Consider the following 16,259-nt stretch of genomic DNA (forward strand, 5'->3'; position numbering starts at 1 on the left):
GGTCTCCTATTTGGACGGCAGCCTCATACCCGCTGGAAGCGCTCCCGTGTCGATCAGCTTGTGGATCTCGGCGGCGCGCTTCGGGTTGAGGTAGACGTGACGCTGCCCGACCGAGGGCTTCTCGGCGAGCAGGCCCGCTTCCAGCAGCGCCTCCCCCACCTCCTGGGCGAGCGCCCGGTCGTTGCCGGCGAAGCCTCGCGCAAGGTGAGCGAACTCTGTGTGATATCCGCCCCATTTGCCCATGCCGTCGAGGCGCTGGAGGATCCGCCGCGCCGCGCGCGTGGCGGGATCGGGGTCCTCGTGCGGGCGCGTCGCGTGGTCGCCCGGGCCGAGGATCGAGAGCACGGCGTCCTCGATCTCGTCGTGGTTGCCGGCCGGGTGGCCGCCGAGGCGGGCCACGGCCTCGGCGATCCGCAGCGGGTGCCGCGCGCCGATCGGCGGCTTGAGCTCGCCCGGCTCGATCACGCCCTTCGGCACCGCCAGCGCGGTCGCGCGCAACCGGTCGATCCCCGTCGCGTGGTCCTCGAACGCGAGCCCGACCAGCTCGTCGTCCCAGCCCTCGCCGGGATAGGACAGGACCAGGAAGCCGCCGGGGAGCTCGCCCGCCTGGATCCGGATGTCGTCCGGTCCGCGCGGCGGGCCGGGCTCGGCCAGCTCGACGAGCGTGCCGACCACGGCGGCGACGAGCAGCCACTCGCGCTCGGTCACCGAGTCCTTGTCGGCCCGCAGGGTCGCGGGGGCGGGGACGGCCGCGAGGAAGCCCTTCGAGACGGCGACCTCGACCGGGTGGTCGAGGCCCGACCGGGGCTTGTGCAGCTCGGCGCGGCCCTTCTTGAGCGCCTCGCCCAGGACCTCTCTCAGGCGCGCGTTCGCCGACGGGGGCGCTTGGGCCCCGCCGCAGGCATCGAGCTCGCCCTCGAGGGCCGTCATTTGTCTACCGTATCGGCATGACGCAGCGGCGCCGCGTGGTGGCGCACGGGAACGTGCAAGGAGTGTTCTTCCGGGACTCGACCCGGCGCGAGGCCGAGCGCCGCGGTGTGGCCGGGTGGGCCGAGAACCTGAGCGACGGCACCGTCGGCGCGGTGTTCGAGGGGCCGGAGGCGGACGTCGAGGCCATGGTCGAGTTCGTGCGCGGCGGCCCCGGGCACTCGACGGTCGACGGGCTCGACGTGGCGGTCGAGGAGCCCGAGGGGCTGTCGGGCTTCCTCACGCGCTGATTCCGTCGGACGCGGCCCGTAGCGTGGAGGGTCGCCATGGAAGCCGCCACCCCACTTCGCCACCCGCGCGTCCACGTCCTGATGGGGCGTGTGATCGTCGAGAACGTGGTCGTGGACGACCCCGCGACCGCCGCGTTCATCGACCGGCGGATCTCCGCGGGGGACGACCCGGTGGACGTCGTCAACGACGCGATCGAGGTCGGCGCGCGGATCCTCGAGCGCGAGCAGGCGGCCGTCGACGCCGAGTTCGTCAAGAACGAGTTCGAGAAGGTCTCGCGCGAGGTGGAGACCGCGTTCACGGACAAGGCGCGCGTGGTCGCCGAGTTCTTCGGTACCAAGGTCGACGAGGTCTTCGGCGAGGAGAACGGCCACCTCGCGCGTGAGCTGCAGCGCCTGTTCGGCGAGGGCTCGACGGCGGCCGTGCAGCACCAGCTGCGCGAGGTGATGCGCGACCAGTCGGCCCGGATGCGCGAGGACCTGCTGCGCCAGTTCTCGTCCGCCGACGGGTCCAACCCCCTGGCCGACTTCAAGGCCGCGCACCTGCGCACCGCGCGCGAGGCCGCGACGCGCCAGGAGGCCCAGCTGGACGCGATGCGCGAGCAGATGGTCGCGCTGAAGCTGGAGATCGCGGGGTTGCGCTCCGAGCGCGAGAAGGCCGCCGAGGTGGCGGCCGAGCACGCCCGCGGCACCGCCAAGGGCCGCCCCTACGAGGAGGCGCTGGCCGAGGCGCTGGAGTCGATCGCCCGCGGCCAGGGCGACGACTGCGACGCGGTCGGCGACTTCCGCGGCGGCGGCGGCCGCAAGGGCGACGTGCTGATCGACATCGAGGGCTGCTCGGGTGCGCCACGCGGCCGGATCGTCTTCGAGGCCAAGAACTCCCGCCGCTCACGCAAGGAGGCGCTGTCGGACCTCGAGGAGGCGATGGCCCAGCGCGCCGCCGACTACGGCGTCTGGGTCGTGCCCTCCGCGGAGCAGCTCCCGGCGCGCGTGGAAGGGCTGCGCGAGGTCGGCGGCGACAAGATGTTCGTCGTCTACGACCCCGAGGACGGCTCGCGCCTGGCGCTCGAGGTGGCCTACTCCCTCGCCCGCGCCCGCGTGCTGATGGCCAAGGGCGGCGTGGACGGCCTGGACGCGCCGGCGCTGCGCGCAGAGGTCGAACGCGCCCTGGGCGCGATGGACGAGGTCCGTCGCATCAAGCTGCACCTGACCAACGCCGCGGGCGGCATCGAGCAGGCCCGCGCCGTGCTGGACAGCATGGCCGAGCGCGTCCGCGCGCACCTGGCGCAGATCTCGTCCCTCGTGGACGAGGCGGGCGAGACGGCGTAGCGCCGTCGCGCTCAGCGGGCGACGCGCCGGGCTTCGTGGCCGCGCTCGGGGAGCGCGCCGGCGGCGTGGCGCTCAGCGCGCGACGCATCGGCTCGTGCTGCCGCGTCCGGGGAGCTGATCAAGCCGGCTGGGGCCGGCGAGCCCCGGCGCGGGGCTAACCCGCGCTCGCGGGCTCAACCGCCCCGAGCGTGCACTTTCCCACCGCACAGGTGGAAAGTGAACACTCGAGCAGCACCTGCCACGCGAGCGATGGGTTAGTCGTCCCAGGGCCGACCAATTGAACGCTCGCGCGGCAAACCCCGCACCCGGGACCAGCGCGCGGCCCGCGCCCGGGCGCAATCCGGCGCAGGCGCTCAGCCGCACAAGAGCGCGCCGGCCGCGGCGGGTCAAGCGGCTCGCCCGCGCAGCGACCGAGTTGCTCGACGCGACGCCCGACGGTGTGCTCCCGCATGACCCACCGCACCCAAGAGCTCCACCCGAGCTGAACACCACGCCCGGCTACGAGGCCGCGGCGGCCGTGAAGGCCTCGTGCTGCGCGTAGGCCAGCGACCACAGGCGCGGGTCGCGGCGCGTGATGCCGAACTCGGACGCCAGCACCGCGAAGAACTCGGCCTCGTCGGCCACGACGTGCTTCTCGCGGACGTCGACGCCGACCACTGACAGCGTCCGCGCGCGCAGGGTCGTGATCCGGTCGACGCCCGGCTTCTGGACGACGAGCGTCTTGACGAACGAGGACTCGGGGTCGGTCGCCAGGCGCCGGTGGTGGGGCTCGAAGGCGGAGACGGGCGACGGGTCCTCGTCCATCCGGAAGCCCGAGAAGGTGACCAGGTCGTGCGTGCCGATCCACCAGGTGCCGCACGGCTCGTGCTCGACGGTCCACGCGAACGGGCCGACCATGACCGTGCCGGGCTCGAGGGGGATCGGCTCGAGGAAGCCCTCGCCGAGGCCCGCGTCGGCGATCCACGGGGCGCCGTCGACGTCGACGATCAGGGCCATGTGGTTCGTCGGGCCTTCGCCGCCGACGACGGCCTGGTGGTGGCGCAGGGAGAACCCGAGCTCGGTGAGCAGCCAGCCAAGGACGGTGTTGAGCTCGAAGCAGTAGCCGCCGCGCCCTTCGCGCAGCAGGCGCGGGACCAGCGCCGCGGGGTCGAGCAGGCCGGTCTCCCCCAGCTGCACCGCGAGGTCCTCGTACGGGATCGAGCCGACGTAGGCGCGGTGGACGGTGAAGAGGGCGTCGAGGTCGGGCGCCAGGTCCGCGCGGTTCAGCCCGATCCGGTTGAGCAGCGCGTCGACCACGCGGCGAAGGCTACCGGTATGGACCGGACGCACCAAGCGCGCCGACCCGCCTTGGACCGACCACCCAAAATCGCGCGCAAGCGCTTGGAGTTGACCCCCTCGTCCGGTTATCACGCCGGGCACAACCGAGAAGAGGGGTCGAGGAACTTGAGAGGGAACACATCGCGGCGGCTGCGGCTGCTGGCGACCGCCGGTGCGGCGGCGCTGACGCTGGCCGCGTCGCCCGCGCTCGCCGCGGAAGAGCCGGACCCGCTGGCGACCGGTCCGTTCGCCACGAAGAAGATCGACTACGAGGCCGGGAAGCTCGTGGTCACGCTCGCCGACGGGGTGAGCACGACGCAGATCCCGTTGCGCGGCTCGATCACCTACGCGCCGGAGAACGACTTCAGCCGCGTGATCGCGTTCGTCCACGGGCGCCACGCCGCCTGCCTGGGGACGCCGTCGACGGGCCAGCAGGTCTGCGACGACCTCACGGACGAGAACGGCACGCCGATCCAGACGGACGTCCGCTCCTACGGCGGTTACGACTACATGGCCAAGAACCTGGCCAGCCACGGGTACGCGGTGATGAGCCTGGAGGCCAACACCACGAACTTCGACAACGGCTACCGCGACGGTGGCGCCAACGCCCGCAGCCAGATCATCCAAGCCAACCTCGAGCTGCTCTGGCGCTGGAACAACGGCGCCGGCCCGTACGTCGCGGGTGAGCCCGACCACACGATCGGGACGAAGCTCGTCGGCAAGCTCAACTTCGCCGAGGGCATCGGCCTGATGGGCCACTCGCGCGGCGGCGACGCGGTCACCGACTTCATCGGCTACACGCGCAACATCGTGCCCCGCGCGGGCTTCCAGCGCTTCACGCTCGACGCCGTCCTGGCGCTCGCGCCCGTGAACTACACGGCGTTCAAGATGCCCTACGGCACCAACTACGGCGTGCTGCTGCCCGCCTGCGACGGCGACGTCTCCACGCTGCAGGGCGCGCGCTTCTTCGAGAACGCCAAGTACCCGAACCTGACCACGCCCACCGCGGCCGACACGTTCGCCAAGGTGCAGTGGTACGTCCAGGGCACCAACCACAACTTCTTCAACACGGTCTGGACGCAGGACGACGCCTCGACCACGACCGACCCGGCCTGCTCGCGCCAGCAGCCCGACACCACGGCGCGGCTGACGCCGTCCGACCAGCGCCGCGTCGGCGCGGCGCTGATGAACTCGTTCATGCGCCGCTACGTCGGCAAGGAGACGGCGTTCGACCCGATCATGACCGGCGAGATCACCCTGCCGCAGTCGGCCGCGCCACTCACGAGCGGCAAGGGCCTCAAGGAGGAGGTCAAGACGAGCTACGTCGCCCCCGCGGCCAAGCGCTTCGACGTCCTCCGCCCGACCCCGATCCCGGATCCGCAGCCCGACCCGGCGACGGGCGCGACGCCGACCCCGTTCGACGCGTCGCTCACCACGACCACCGCGAGCGGCGGGCCGATCACCGCGAGCGGCCTGAGCACGTTCGCCGTCTGCAACCCGAACGACATCGCCTGGCGCCAGGGCCCGACCTACCCGACCGCGTACCCGGTGTGCCCGGAGGGCGCGACCAACCGCTCCAAGGGCAACCAGTTCACGGTCGCCTGGGACGGGCCGGGCGCGTACCTGCGCGCCTACCTCGCGCGCGCCGGCGCCGCGGTCGACGTCTCCAAGTTCGGCGTGCTGGACCTGCGCGCCGCGCTGAACCGCGCCGATCCGCGCAACCCGGCGGGCGACGGCTACACGCCGAACCTCGTGACGCAGAACTTCGACGTCACGCTGATCGACGCCGCCGGCAAGCGTGCGAGCACGCGCGCCGCCAGCTGGTCGACCGCGCTGGAGCCGTCGATCGGCAACCAGTTCCGCCACATCGCGCTCAACGGCATCCGGATCCCGCTGACGGCGTTCGCCGGCGTGGACCTGACGAAGGTCACGGCGGTCGAGCTCGGGTTCGGCAGCCCGGCGCTCGGCTCGATCCAGCTCGCCGACGTGATGTTCCAGGAGACGGCGAAGACCGTCCCGGCCGCCGTGGCCGCCGACCCGGAGCCGGTCGTGCCCAAGCCCGACGGCCCGCCGTCGGCCGCCCCGGGTCCGATCGTCGACGCTCCGCCCGTCAAGGCGCCGGCGGCGGTCACCACGCTCGAGACCCCGAAGGTCACGTGCGTGGACACGGTCAAGCCGACCGTCACGCTGGCCCGCGCGACGGTCGCGCGCAAGGGCGTGCTCCTCTCGGGCACCGCCACCGACGCCGGTTGCGGCGCCGCGCTGCAGAGCACGGTCGTCGAGATCTACAAGGTCGCCGGCAAGGGCAAGGCCCGGTTCGTGACCGCCAAGGGCACGCTCAGCAAGGCCCTGCCGCTCACCGGCGGGATCGCCATCACGGCCAAGGGCACGAGCCGCTGGACCGTCAGCGTCGCCCGGGCCAAGCTGGCGAAGGGGACCTACCGCGTCCGCGTGTCGGCCTTCGACAAGGCCGGCAACCTCTCGGCGGCACCCCTGAAGAGCCTCAGGATCAAGTAGGCCAACCCCGGGGCGCGGCGGTCGGCCGCGCCCCGCTCGGGGGCATCCAGCTGTGCGTGCAAGAAGGCGAGGAAGCCCATGGTCGGCGACTCCTGGTCAGAGCTCGGGGAAGGACAGGTCGAGGTTCAACAGCGGGGTGCCGGCGGGCAGCAGGTTGCCCAGCAGCGGGCCGAGGACGGTGTTCAAGCCGCTGCCGACCCGCACGTCGAGGTCCTTGATCGTCACCGTGCCGTCGGCGACGTCGAGGTCGAGCGTGTCGGTGTCGATGTCGCCGACCTTGACGCGGACGCCGTCGACGAGCGCGTAGAGGCCGGCGTCCGTGCCGAGCACGATCTCCGGGTTCACCAGCGCGACCTGCGTGCCGGCGCCCGGCAGGTCCAGCACGAGGCCGCCGCCGAGCTTGATCGTGCCGGTGGGCGAGCCGCCCGCGCCGGTGCCGAGGTCCACGTCGACGTCCTCGAGCGGCAGGACCGTCAGGTCGGGCTTGCCGTCGCCGTCGAGGTCGACGCCGTTCTCGGGCAGCAGCGGGCCGAGGATGCTGCCACCGGGCAGCAGGTCGAGCAGCCCCGGGTTGAACGTCACGCTGCCGCCCGGGGTGTCGCCTTGGCCGGGCAGAGAGCCGCTGCCGCCGCCGGGGCTGCCGGGCGTCGTCGTCGTGCCGCCGCCGCTGCCGGGCTGCGTGCCCGCCGCGGGCTGGATCAGCCGCACGTCCAGCGTGCCGAACTGGCTGAAGCGCTTGAGCACCTTCTTCTTGAGCGCGCGGTTGACGGAGCTCGCGCCCGCCTGGGTCAGCTTGAGCCGGTAGCCCGTGGTCTGCTGGACGTTCCCGGAGTCGGCCGCCTTCGCGGTCGTGCCGGAGACGGTGAAGAACTTGATCCGCTCGTTGGCGATCAGCATCGACACGTAGCCGCTCTTGGGCGTGTCGAGGACGAGCCGCGGGTGCACCGCGGTCGCGGTCCGCCGGCCGCGCTTGAGCCTGAAGCCGGTGTTCTTCGCGTAGTACGCGACGTCGCCCTCACGCGTCCCGAAGTCCCAGCCGGAGAGCGAGTAGGGCAGCGTCAGCGTCGTGCCGGACGCCTTGGCCGCGCCCGACGCGGAGAACTTGAGCTTGTGCTGCTTGAACGTCTTGCCCTGGGCGGCGGAGACCTTCAGGGTGCTGGTCTCACCGGCGGGAGCCTTGACGATCTCGGCGGATGCGGTGCAGGGGAGGATCGCCCCCGCCACGAGGGCGGCGGGGATGAGCAGGCGGCGCATGAGGTTGAGGCCTCCGGTTCAGCGGGTTACGGCGTGGTGCGGGGCCGACTCGGCACCGCGTGCGGGGTTCGCGTCGAAGAGCAGCGAAGCCGCTGTGAGAAGCGCGCCGAAGGCGCGACCGCGCAGGACGCCAGCCCTTCCGGACTGGACGGCGTCCATGCCATTGGTCGATGCGTCCAGACTGTGCATGAGGGCAACAACGCCCTCATGCGAGAAAGCTTGCGGTTCGCGTGCTGACTCAGCTGCGGGCGAGCCGCAGCGCTTCCGAGAGCTTGACCGCCGAGCCGGTGCGGAGCACGACGGCCGAGTAGATCCGGGCGGCGAGCGGGATCAGCAGCGCGGTCGAAGCGATCATGACGGCCACGGAGGCCGCGATCTCCCACGCCGGCACGCCGCCGAGCATGATCCGCCCGGGCATCGTGATCGGCGCGGTGAACGGGATGAACGCGCACACGTGCGCGAGGACGCCGTCCGGGTCCTCATTGACGGCGAACCCGGCGAAGAACGAGACGAGGATCGCCATCGTCAGCGGTGTCGTGGAGCTCTGCAGCTCCTCCTGGCGCGGGACCATCGCCCCCGCCACCGCGTACAGCGCGGCGTAGAAGGCGTAGCCGAGCACGAACCACACGAGCGCCAGCGCGACCGCGGACAGCAGCGTGCCGTCGATGTCCAACGCGCCGCTGACCCCCGCGGCGGCCACGCCCAGCACGGCGATCACCAGCAGCTGCCCGAGCCCGAGCACACCGAGCCCCAGCACCTTGCCGGCGAGCAGGTCCTTGGGGCGGATGGCCGCGAGGAGCACCTCGATCACACGCGAGGCCTTCTCCTCCACCACGCCCGAGGCGACGATGAAGCCGTACGCGATCAGCTGCCCGTAGAGCATCAGGATCGCGAAGAACGCGAGGCCCGCCTTGGCGTCACGGTCGGGATCGACGGGCTCCGCCGTCACGACGGTCAGCTCCGAGCGCGAGCTCGGCTCGAGCGCCTGGTTGGCCGTCTGCAGCAGGCCGACCAGCGTGTCGTCGGGCTCCTCCTGCGACTGGATCTCGCCGCCCGCCAGCGTCACGTCGGGATCGTCGCCTGAGATCACGACCTCGGCGTCGAAGTTCGGTGCGAGCGCGGCTGCGCGCTCGGCGATCGGCCGGCTCTCGGCGTCGGTCGCGATCGTGTACGTCGACGTCCCACCCAGGCCGAGGAGCGGCGGGATCACGACCACCAGGATGATGATCGCCAGCGTGATCCCGGTGGAGATCAGGAAGCTCTTCTCACCGATGCGCTCGGTGATCTCGCGCCGCGCGACCCGCCGGACGTTGGCGTTGATCATTTCACCGCCTCCCGGAACAGGTCGGTGAGCGTCGGGCGCTCGACCACTTCCTTGACGACCTTCGTCCCCGGGCCGCGCAGCTCCTCGACCGTGCCCGAGGCGACCAGACGACCGTCCTTGATGATCGCCACGGCCTCGCACAGGCGCTCGACCAGATCCAGCTGGTGGGAAGAGAACACGACCGGCACGCCGGTGCGCGCGTAGTCGAGCAGCACGCCGGACAGCACGTCGACGCCGACCGGGTCCAGGCCCGAGAACGGCTCGTCGAGCACGAGCAGCTCGGGCTCGTGCACGAGCGCGGCGGCGAGCTGGACGCGCTGCTGGTTGCCGAGCGAGAGCTGCTCGACGCGGTCCTCGGCGCGCTCGGCCAGCCCGAGGCGGTCGATCCAGCGGTCGGCCGCCGCATCCGGGTCGTCGACCCCGTGCACGGACGCGAGGTAGCTGAGCTGGCGCTTGACCCGCATCTTCGGGTACAGCCCACGCTCCTCCGGCATGTAGCCGAACCGCGACCGCACGCCGAAGCTCAGCGGCTCGCCGTTCCAGCGGACCTCGCCCCCGTCGGGCGCGAGCACGCCCATGATGATCCGCATGGTCGTCGTCTTGCCGGCCCCGTTGGGGCCGACGAAGCCGAACATCTGCCCGGGCGCGACGCCGAAGGACACGCCGTCGAGCGCGACCCGGTCGCCGTAGCGCCGGGTCAGCCCGTGCAGCTCTAAGCCGGTCAGGAGACTTCGGCGGGCTCGTCGCGGCCCTGGAGCCGCTCACGGCCGCGCTGCACAGCCGCGATGAACTTGGAGAGGTTGACTTCGAGCGTGTTGAGGATCTCGTCGGCGTAGTCCTCCGCGCCGAGCCGGATCTCGCGCTCCCGAGCGCGCGCGTCCTCGATGATGTCCTCCGCGGCGCGTTCCGCCTGGCGGGTGACTTCCTGCTGGGACACGAGCTGCTCCTGGCGCTCGCGCGCCTCCTTCACGATCCGCTCGGCCTCGCGCTTGGCCTCGGCGAGCATCTCCTGGCGCTCCTTGACGATCCAGCGCGCCTGCTTGATCTCCTCGGGGATCGTGGCGCGCATCTGGTCGAGGATGTCGTAGATCTCCTCTTTGTCCACGCGGACGGTGTCCGTCAGCGGGACCGCCTTCGCGTTGTGGACGAGGTCGTCCAGCTTGTCGATCAGTACCAGGACGTCCATTTGGCTCCCCGTTTCGCTACCGCCCCAGCGCTTCCTGCAAGCGGCTGGCGACCTCTTCCGGTACGAGTCCGGAAACGTCGCCTCCGAAAGTGGCGATCTCCTTGACTCCGCTAGATGACAGGAAACTGTACTGCGGTGAGGCCATCAGGTAGATCGATTCCACGTCGGAGGCCAGCGAGCGGTTCAGCTGGTTCATCTCCAACTCGTACTCGAAGTCGCTGATCGCACGCAGACCTTTCACGATCGCCTTGGCGCCCTGCTCGCGCGCGAAGTCGACCACGAGGCGGTCGAACGGCACGACCTCGACGTTGCCCAGATGCGCGGTGGCGCGCTCGATGAACCCGATCCGCTCCTCCGCGGTGAACACGGACTTGCTCTTGCGCACGGACGCGTTCACGACGGCGACGATCAACGTGTCGAACATCGCCGAGGCGCGCGAGATGATGTCGAGGTGCCCGTTGGTGACCGGATCGTAGGAGCCGGGGCAGATCGCGATGCGCGGGTCAGGGGCCATAGATGCCGACTGATCGTATTGCGCGGCGCGGCGTGATGCCGCGCAGGGCACCAATACCCTCCTCGACATGGATGCCCTCGCCCGGTTGCCCGTCAGCACGCTCTGCGACGTCGACAAGTCCCTCCCGGTGGTCGATCCCGCGATTCGTCCGCTCACCCCGAGCGAGCGCGTGTGCGGTCCGGCCTACACCGTCGTGGCGGCGGGCGAGTTCCTGTCCGTGCTGTGGGCGATCGGCGAGGCCCAGCCCGGCGACGTGCTCGTCGTGCAGGCCGGCGGTGCCCCGCTCGCGGCGCTCGGCGAGCTGCTGGCGACCGAGGCGCACCGCCGCCGGCTGGGCGGGATCGTGGTCGACGGCTACGTGCGCGACCGCGCCGGACTCCCACCTGAGCTGCCGCTGTGGGCGCGCGGCACCGTCCCGGTGGCCGGACGCAGCGACGTCCCGCCGCGCGTCGGCGGGCCGATCGCGTTCGGCGGCGTGCGCGTCAACCCGGGCGACATCGTCATCTCCGACGCCGACGGGATCGTGATCGCGCCGCGCGCGCAGCTCGAGGCGTGCGTGCCGCGCGCCCAGGAGATCGAGGCGCTCGAGGCCGAGGTGCTGGGCGCGACGCGCCGCGGCGACAGCCTGATCGACATGACCAACCTGCGCGAGCACGTCGCGAAGCTGCAGGCCGGCGAGCAGAGCGCGTTGGCGATCAACCCGCCGAGCTGAACGTCAGCTCGACGTCGCCGAGCCGGAACGACGTCCCTGCGCCGGCGAGGATGATCCGCCGGACGCCCGGCGGCCCCTCCGGGTCCAGCTCCAGCGGACTGCCGGGTGCGAGCGGCAGCGTCGACCAGTCCTTGCCGCCGGTGCCGACGACCACGCGCAGCACCTCCGGACCGTCGCCGACCGAGGCGCGCCAGGCCCGCGCGTCGAACCGGTACTCGGTCAGGACCACCATCGAGCCGCCGGCGCGGCGCTTCAGCCGCTTGGCCAACGGCGGGAACCGGACCAGACCGGCCGTGATCAGCTCGGTGACGCGCTGCTTGGGCCCGTACGGCTTGTGGAAGGTGGGCACCGGGAACGGGTCGGGCAACAACCGGTGGACGTGCACGGTCGCCCACGTGCGGCCGTCGGCCGTCGCGGTGACCTCGGACGAGGTCTTCAGCCACGCCCGCCGCAATGCCGAGGACGCCTCCTCGAGCGGGACGTCCGCCGTGAAGCCGAGCCCATAGCCGATGACGTGCGGCGGCGGGTCGGCGTCGATCGAGAGCACCTCGATGTCCACGCTCGCCCGCAGGATGCCGGACGTGAACACGCCCGCCTCGTGGACGGGCGCGAGCACCGGCGCGCCGGTCCGCGCCGCCAGCTCGGCGAGCGTCGCGGCCGGGTCCGCGGCGCGCAGGATGACGTGATCGAGGGTCAGCTGCACGCCGCGGAAGATAAAGCCCCTGGGGCTTTAGGAGGCCGGGAACCGCGGGAGGAAGCGGTTCGCCGTCGGCACCGGGAACGGGGCGCCGAGGACGACGGCCTGGCCCTGGACCTGGTTGCCGGCCTCGCAATCCTCGGTGCAGGTGGTGGCGGGCGGGGCGACCTCGGTCGCGTCCTCGCCGAACACGCCGCCCATGCGGCCGCCGGAGGCCACGTCCCACACGCTCACGCCGCCGCAGTGGTCCACGTTCTGAACGCCGCCGGGACGACGCGGGGCGGGGATCGCGGTGATGCACGTGCCGGGCGCGACGCGGGTGGCGACCTGCGGGCTGTCGCGGCCGACGAACTTGGGCGCGAGGTCGGAGCCGATGTTCACGCGGGCGCTCACCGTGGCGGTCGTGTCCTTGTAGGGCAGGACGTCGCCCTCGCGGGCGCGGAAGTTCGGGTTGTCGTAGTAGAAGGCGTCCGGGCCGAGCGTGTGGACGATGCGCGTCGCGGTGCCGTCGGTGCGCTCGGGCTCCATCTGGAACAGGCCGCCGTTGGCGCAGTTCTTGGCCTGGATCTTCATCGAGACGCCGGCGCCGGTGCGCGTGATCTCGAGGCCCTCGTCCTTGAGGCGGACGCTCATCGAGGAGGTGAGGGCGGCGCCCTTGAGGTCCGGGACCTTGCCCGCGTAGGCGACGATCCGGCGGCCGCCGGTGATGTCCAGCGGGTTGGCGGCGCCGGTGAACGCGTAGTCGTAGACCGCGAACGTCTTCGGGTCGACGTCGAAGGTGATGAACTTGCCGCGCACCAGCAGCTTCGCCGTGTTGAGCTTGGAGGCCGCGACCGTGCCGCGGAAACCCTCGCGGATCGTCGAGCCGTCGCCGAGCGTGATCGAGAAGCCGCCGTCGCGGTCGCAGCCCTTCGAGGAGGCGGCGGAGGCGGTGTTCGGGGCGAGCAGGGCGGCGGCGATCAGCGCGCCGCCCAGCAGAGCGGTTGTCTTGGGGACCATGCCCGTGTGACACGGCGGCGCCGGCCGTGTCACGCGGGTGCGACGAAGGTCTGAGCGGCGGTCCGACCGCGTCTACAGCGCGGCGCGCGTCTGCTTGGCGAGCGCGAGGTGCCCGCGGACGACCGGCGCGGTCTTGCTCGCGTAGGCGCGCAGGCTCGCGACCTTGCCACCGTCGATCTCCAGCAGGCACACGCCGAGCGTCTGCCGGTGCGCGACGATCTGCCGGCGCAGGTAGGTGCGGTCGAACGCGCTGCCGTCGAGCGCCCCCAGTCGCGCCGCGTCACGCTTCTGCTTGGACGACGGCGCCGTCGGCACCGACGTGCTCCAGGCACGGGCGATGCCCTTCAGCTCGGTCTGGGCGGCCGTGTGGTCGGCGACCATCCGCCGCGCGTAGGCGCGCACGCCGGCGTCGTCGCTCTCGCGCAGGGCCAGGCGGGCCGTCGCGATCTCCGCGAGGTTCGAGCGGGCGGCGTTGACGAGGAACGACCGGTCCTCCGGGAAGTCGGCCGGTCGCGCGGACGCCGCGGCCGGCGCGGCGAGGGACAGGGCCGCGAGCGCGGCGACGATGGGGCGGTTGAGCATGGCCCGGCGCTACCCCCTGACCTTCGCCAGGCCGGGGCGAACTGGCGCGTTCGCCCACAGCAGGTCGCACCTGCGACGGTGAGCCCGCGCTTGCGGTCCTGCCCCGAACCGTGAAGTGATCCCCGAGCGCGCTGAGCCCGTGCCACCATCTCCGCGATGGGACGGACCCTGCTCGTGGTCGTCGCCTGCGTGGTCGCGGGGGCGTATTGGTTCGGCGTCTACGCGATCGCGGCGCGCTTCGTGCTGCACGGCCCCGTCACCCACGAGTCGGTCACGCGGTCGGTGTACGACGAGGCGCCGTTCGGCTGGCTGAGCCTGCCCGAATGCGAGTTCGACCGCGAGCCCTGGTCCTGCCTGGTCCACGACGACTCCGGCGGGGGCGCCGTCTACGACGTCGTACGACGTCCGGACAGCTCGTGCTGGGACGCGACGTTGACGGCGAACGTCTCGTCCGAGGTCGAGCCACCGAAGACCTTCAGCGGCTGCGTGCCCCTCTGGCAGTGGGCGATCTTCTAGGCCGGGATCGGCTCGAGCGCGTCGGACCCGTAGGCGCGCATGATCGCGTCCTCGATCAGCGTGTGCTCGGGCTCGCGCAGCTCCGGGTCCGCGTCGAGGATCTCGCGGGCGTGGCGGCGGGCGCGTTCGAGCAGCTCGAGGTCCTCGGGCAGCCGGGCGAACTTGAACGCCTGCAGCCCCGACTGGCGGACGCCGAGCATCTCCCCCTCCCCGCGCAGCTCGAGGTCGATCTCGGCCAGCCGGAAGCCGTCGGAGTGCTGGGCCATCGCCTGCAGTCGGCGTGACTCCTTCGGGCCGAAGAGCAGGCAGACGGAGTCGTACTGGCCGCGGCCGATCCGGCCGCGCAGCTGGTGCAGCTGGCTCAGGCCGTAGCGCTCGGAGTCCTCGACGAGCATGACGGTGGCGTTCGGGACGTCGATGCCGACCTCGATCACCGTCGTGGCGACCAGGACGTCGGCCCCACCGCCGGCGAACGCCTGCATGGCCTCCTGCTTCTCCCGCGGGCGCATCTGGCCGTGCATCAGGACGACCCGGTAGTCCTTGAGCTCGCCGCCGCGCAGGCGCTCGAACTCGGCGGTGGCGGCGCGCGCCTGCAGCGCCTCGGACTCCTCGACCAGCGGGCAGACGACGAACGCCTGGCGGCCCTTGTCGAGCTCCTCGCGGATGCGCTCGTAGGCGCGGGCCCGCTCGTTGTCCGTGGACGCGACGTAGGTGTCGATCGGCTTGCGGCCGGCCGGCAGCTCGTGCAGCGTCGTGACGTCCAGGTCGCCGTAGGCGGTGAGCGCGAGCGTGCGCGGGATCGGCGTGGCCGTCATGTGCAGGATGTGCGGCGCGCGGCCCGCCGGCGCCTTGCGGTCCAGCTTGCGGCGCTGGTTGACGCCGAACCGGTGCTGCTCGTCCACGACCGCGACGAGCAGGCGGTCGAACTCCACCGCGTCCTCGATCAGCGCATGGGTGCCGACGAGGATCTTCAGCTCGCCGCTCGCGAGCTTGCCGAGCAGGTCGTTGCGGCGCGACTGCGGCGTGGACCCGGTCAGCAGCGCGGCCTGGACGAGCTCGCCCGGCATCAGCTTCTGGAGGGTGGCGAAGTGCTGCTCGGCGAGCGTCTCGGTCGGCGCCATCAGCGCGGCCTGCCCGCCCGACTCGACCGCGCGCAGCATCGCGTAGAGCGCGACGACGGTCTTGCCGGACCCGACCTCGCCCATCAGCAGGCGCTGCATCGGGCGGTCGGACGCGACGTCCTCGTCGATCGTCTCCATGGCGCGCTTCTGGTCCCCGGTCGGCGTGAACGGGAGCGAGTCCTTCAGCCAGCGGGCGGTGAGGTCGGCCGGCGGGCTCAGCGCCTCCGCCCGCGCGCCCTCGCGCCGACGCGCACGGCGGCGGAGCAGCGCGATCTGCAGCAGCAGGAACTCGTCGAAGGCGAGCCGCCGGCGGCCGCCCTCTTGGTCACCGAAGTGCGCGGCGTCGACGGCGGCCCAGCGGTCCGGCAGCCGTTCGAGCGCGCGGATGCGGGCCGGCAGCGGCTCGAGCACGTTGCGCATCTCGGCCCGCTGCTCGTGCACGAGCGCGGCGATCTGCACGGACGTCAGCCCTTCGCTGGCCGGGTAGGTCGCCATGTCCTCGCCCGTGGACACGAGCTCGCCCGTCTCGGCGTGCTCGTTGACGCGGAACCCACGCTGGCCCTGGTACTTGCCGGTCAGCAGGAGCCGGGTGCCGGGCCGGTAGCGGCGCTCGAGCCACGGCTGGTTGAAGAACGTCACGCCCATCGTGCCGGTCTCGTCGGAGACGCGGGCGCTGACGAGCGGCTTCATGCCCCGCCGCCGCACCTGGCGGCTCGTGATGCTCAGCACCTCCACGACGACCGTCGCGGTCTCCCCCTCCACCAGGTCCCCGATCGTGCGGGCGGCACGACGGTCGCGCGGGATGTGGTCCAGCAGCGCGCCGATGCTCGTGAGGCCCAGCTTCGCCCCCGCCTTCTCGGCCTTCTCGCCGGGCAGCTCGAGCTCGCGGTCGAGCCTCGCGGGGCGCGGGATGCGCGGACGCCCGCCCTCGGGGAGCGGGTCGGAGCTGGCGAATGCGGTCGGCGGCACGACTGAAG

At 72.1% G+C, this 16,259-nt stretch carries 15 protein-coding genes and 1 pseudogene; 5 read left to right on the plus strand and 11 right to left on the minus strand.

What is annotated here, in order from left to right; translation table 11 throughout:
- Positions 1 to 6 precede the first annotated feature (6 nt).
- Positions 7 to 930 carry a hypothetical protein gene (locus tag C8N24_RS29460; protein WP_121256995.1) on the minus strand — a complete coding sequence of 308 codons (924 nt, stop codon included), beginning with the start codon at positions 928 to 930 and terminating at the stop codon, positions 7 to 9.
- 17 nt (positions 931 to 947) lie between these two features.
- On the opposite strand from C8N24_RS29460, the gene C8N24_RS29465 reads away from it, so the two are divergent.
- Both C8N24_RS29465 and C8N24_RS29470 read left to right on the plus strand, forming a co-directional pair.
- Positions 948 to 1,217: an acylphosphatase gene (locus C8N24_RS29465; RefSeq protein ID WP_121256997.1), complete on the plus strand. Its 270-nt coding sequence runs from the start codon at positions 948 to 950 to the stop codon at positions 1,215 to 1,217.
- Between the two features lie 36 nt (positions 1,218 to 1,253).
- The gene (locus C8N24_RS29470) at positions 1,254 to 2,543 is read left to right on the plus strand and encodes a DUF2130 domain-containing protein (protein ID WP_147448041.1); all 1,290 of its coding nucleotides are present in this window, start codon (positions 1,254 to 1,256) and stop codon (positions 2,541 to 2,543) included.
- Positions 2,544 to 3,041: 498 nt separating this feature from the next.
- On the opposite strand, the gene C8N24_RS34410 is transcribed toward C8N24_RS29470, so the two are convergent.
- Positions 3,042 to 3,839 carry an arylamine N-acetyltransferase family protein gene (locus tag C8N24_RS34410; protein WP_170179508.1) on the minus strand — a complete coding sequence of 266 codons (798 nt, stop codon included), beginning with the start codon at positions 3,837 to 3,839 and terminating at the stop codon, positions 3,042 to 3,044.
- A gap of 147 nt (positions 3,840 to 3,986) precedes the next feature.
- Between C8N24_RS34410 and C8N24_RS34415 the strand changes: the two genes are divergently transcribed.
- A complete protein-coding gene (locus C8N24_RS34415; protein WP_170179509.1) occupies positions 3,987 to 6,377 on the plus strand; it encodes an alpha/beta hydrolase in 2,391 nt (796 codons plus the stop codon).
- 96 nt (positions 6,378 to 6,473) lie between these two features.
- On the opposite strand, the gene C8N24_RS29480 is transcribed toward C8N24_RS34415, so the two are convergent.
- The 5 genes and pseudogenes from C8N24_RS29480 to coaD form a co-directional block, all read right to left on the minus strand.
- Positions 6,474 to 7,631 (minus strand): hypothetical protein, encoded by a 1,158-nt coding sequence (locus C8N24_RS29480; protein WP_121257002.1) that lies wholly within the window; start codon positions 7,629 to 7,631, stop codon positions 6,474 to 6,476.
- Positions 7,632 to 7,869: 238 nt separating this feature from the next.
- Positions 7,870 to 8,955: an ABC transporter permease gene (locus C8N24_RS29485; protein WP_121257004.1), complete on the minus strand. Its 1,086-nt coding sequence runs from the start codon at positions 8,953 to 8,955 to the stop codon at positions 7,870 to 7,872.
- A 53-nt stretch (positions 8,956 to 9,008) separates the two neighbouring features.
- Positions 9,009 to 9,680 (minus strand): annotated as a pseudogene (locus C8N24_RS29490) (ABC transporter ATP-binding protein); the annotation flags it as partial.
- Positions 9,677 to 10,141, minus strand: coding sequence for an ATPase (locus tag C8N24_RS29495; protein WP_121257010.1), 465 nt, complete (start codon positions 10,139 to 10,141; stop codon positions 9,677 to 9,679). The pseudogene C8N24_RS29490 and the gene C8N24_RS29495, both read right to left, overlap by 4 nt.
- A 16-nt stretch (positions 10,142 to 10,157) precedes the next feature.
- Positions 10,158 to 10,655: a pantetheine-phosphate adenylyltransferase gene (gene coaD, locus C8N24_RS29500; RefSeq protein ID WP_121257012.1), complete on the minus strand. Its 498-nt coding sequence runs from the start codon at positions 10,653 to 10,655 to the stop codon at positions 10,158 to 10,160.
- A 67-nt stretch (positions 10,656 to 10,722) separates the two neighbouring features.
- Here coaD and C8N24_RS29505 point away from each other — a divergent pair, with 67 nt between their 5' ends.
- Positions 10,723 to 11,367, plus strand: coding sequence for an RraA family protein (locus C8N24_RS29505; RefSeq protein WP_121257014.1), 645 nt, complete (start codon positions 10,723 to 10,725; stop codon positions 11,365 to 11,367).
- Here the strand turns inward: C8N24_RS29505 and C8N24_RS29510 are convergent.
- The 3 genes from C8N24_RS29510 to C8N24_RS29520 all read right to left on the minus strand — a co-directional run bounded on the left by C8N24_RS29510 (position 11,351) and on the right by C8N24_RS29520 (position 13,645).
- The gene (locus C8N24_RS29510; protein ID WP_121257016.1) at positions 11,351 to 12,070 is read right to left on the minus strand and encodes a hypothetical protein; all 720 of its coding nucleotides are present in this window, start codon (positions 12,068 to 12,070) and stop codon (positions 11,351 to 11,353) included. The genes C8N24_RS29505 and C8N24_RS29510 overlap by 17 nt on opposite strands.
- A gap of 27 nt (positions 12,071 to 12,097) precedes the next feature.
- On the minus strand, positions 12,098 to 13,063 hold the full coding sequence (locus tag C8N24_RS29515) for a hypothetical protein (RefSeq protein ID WP_121257018.1): 966 nt from the start codon (positions 13,061 to 13,063) through the stop codon (positions 12,098 to 12,100).
- A 72-nt stretch (positions 13,064 to 13,135) separates the two neighbouring features.
- Positions 13,136 to 13,645, minus strand: coding sequence for a DUF4142 domain-containing protein (locus C8N24_RS29520; protein ID WP_121257020.1), 510 nt, complete (start codon positions 13,643 to 13,645; stop codon positions 13,136 to 13,138).
- Positions 13,646 to 13,801: 156 nt separating this feature from the next.
- Here C8N24_RS29520 and C8N24_RS29525 point away from each other — a divergent pair, with 156 nt between their 5' ends.
- On the plus strand, positions 13,802 to 14,161 hold the full coding sequence (locus C8N24_RS29525) for a hypothetical protein (RefSeq protein WP_121257022.1): 360 nt from the start codon (positions 13,802 to 13,804) through the stop codon (positions 14,159 to 14,161).
- On the opposite strand, the gene recG is transcribed toward C8N24_RS29525, so the two are convergent.
- Positions 14,158 to 16,251, minus strand: a complete 2,094-nt coding sequence (recG, locus tag C8N24_RS29530) for an ATP-dependent DNA helicase RecG (RefSeq protein ID WP_121257024.1) — start codon at positions 16,249 to 16,251, stop codon at positions 14,158 to 14,160. The genes C8N24_RS29525 and recG overlap by 4 nt on opposite strands.
- Positions 16,252 to 16,259 lie beyond the last annotated feature (8 nt).

Origin of the sequence: Solirubrobacter pauli, from assembly GCF_003633755.1 — a bacterium.
Classification (GTDB): Bacteria; Actinomycetota; Thermoleophilia; order Solirubrobacterales; family Solirubrobacteraceae; genus Solirubrobacter; species Solirubrobacter pauli.

Excerpts from the sequence above, each read along its gene's own strand:
- C8N24_RS29460 (WP_121256995.1), bottom strand. The coding sequence starts at position 930 with ATGACGGCCCTCGAGGGCGAGCTCGATGCCTGCGGCGGGGCCCAAGCG.
- C8N24_RS29465 (WP_121256997.1), top strand. The coding sequence starts at position 948 with ATGACGCAGCGGCGCCGCGTGGTGGCGCACGGGAACGTGCAAGGAGTG.
- C8N24_RS29470 (WP_147448041.1), top strand. The coding sequence starts at position 1,254 with ATGGAAGCCGCCACCCCACTTCGCCACCCGCGCGTCCACGTCCTGATG.
- C8N24_RS29480 (WP_121257002.1), bottom strand. The coding sequence starts at position 7,631 with ATGCGCCGCCTGCTCATCCCCGCCGCCCTCGTGGCGGGGGCGATCCTC.
- C8N24_RS29485 (WP_121257004.1), bottom strand. The coding sequence starts at position 8,955 with ATGATCAACGCCAACGTCCGGCGGGTCGCGCGGCGCGAGATCACCGAG.
- C8N24_RS29495 (WP_121257010.1), bottom strand. The coding sequence starts at position 10,141 with ATGGACGTCCTGGTACTGATCGACAAGCTGGACGACCTCGTCCACAAC.
- coaD (WP_121257012.1), bottom strand. The coding sequence starts at position 10,655 with ATGGCCCCTGACCCGCGCATCGCGATCTGCCCCGGCTCCTACGATCCG.
- C8N24_RS29505 (WP_121257014.1), top strand. The coding sequence starts at position 10,723 with ATGGATGCCCTCGCCCGGTTGCCCGTCAGCACGCTCTGCGACGTCGAC.
- C8N24_RS29515 (WP_121257018.1), bottom strand. The coding sequence starts at position 13,063 with ATGGTCCCCAAGACAACCGCTCTGCTGGGCGGCGCGCTGATCGCCGCC.
- C8N24_RS29520 (WP_121257020.1), bottom strand. The coding sequence starts at position 13,645 with ATGCTCAACCGCCCCATCGTCGCCGCGCTCGCGGCCCTGTCCCTCGCC.
- C8N24_RS29525 (WP_121257022.1), top strand. The coding sequence starts at position 13,802 with ATGGGACGGACCCTGCTCGTGGTCGTCGCCTGCGTGGTCGCGGGGGCG.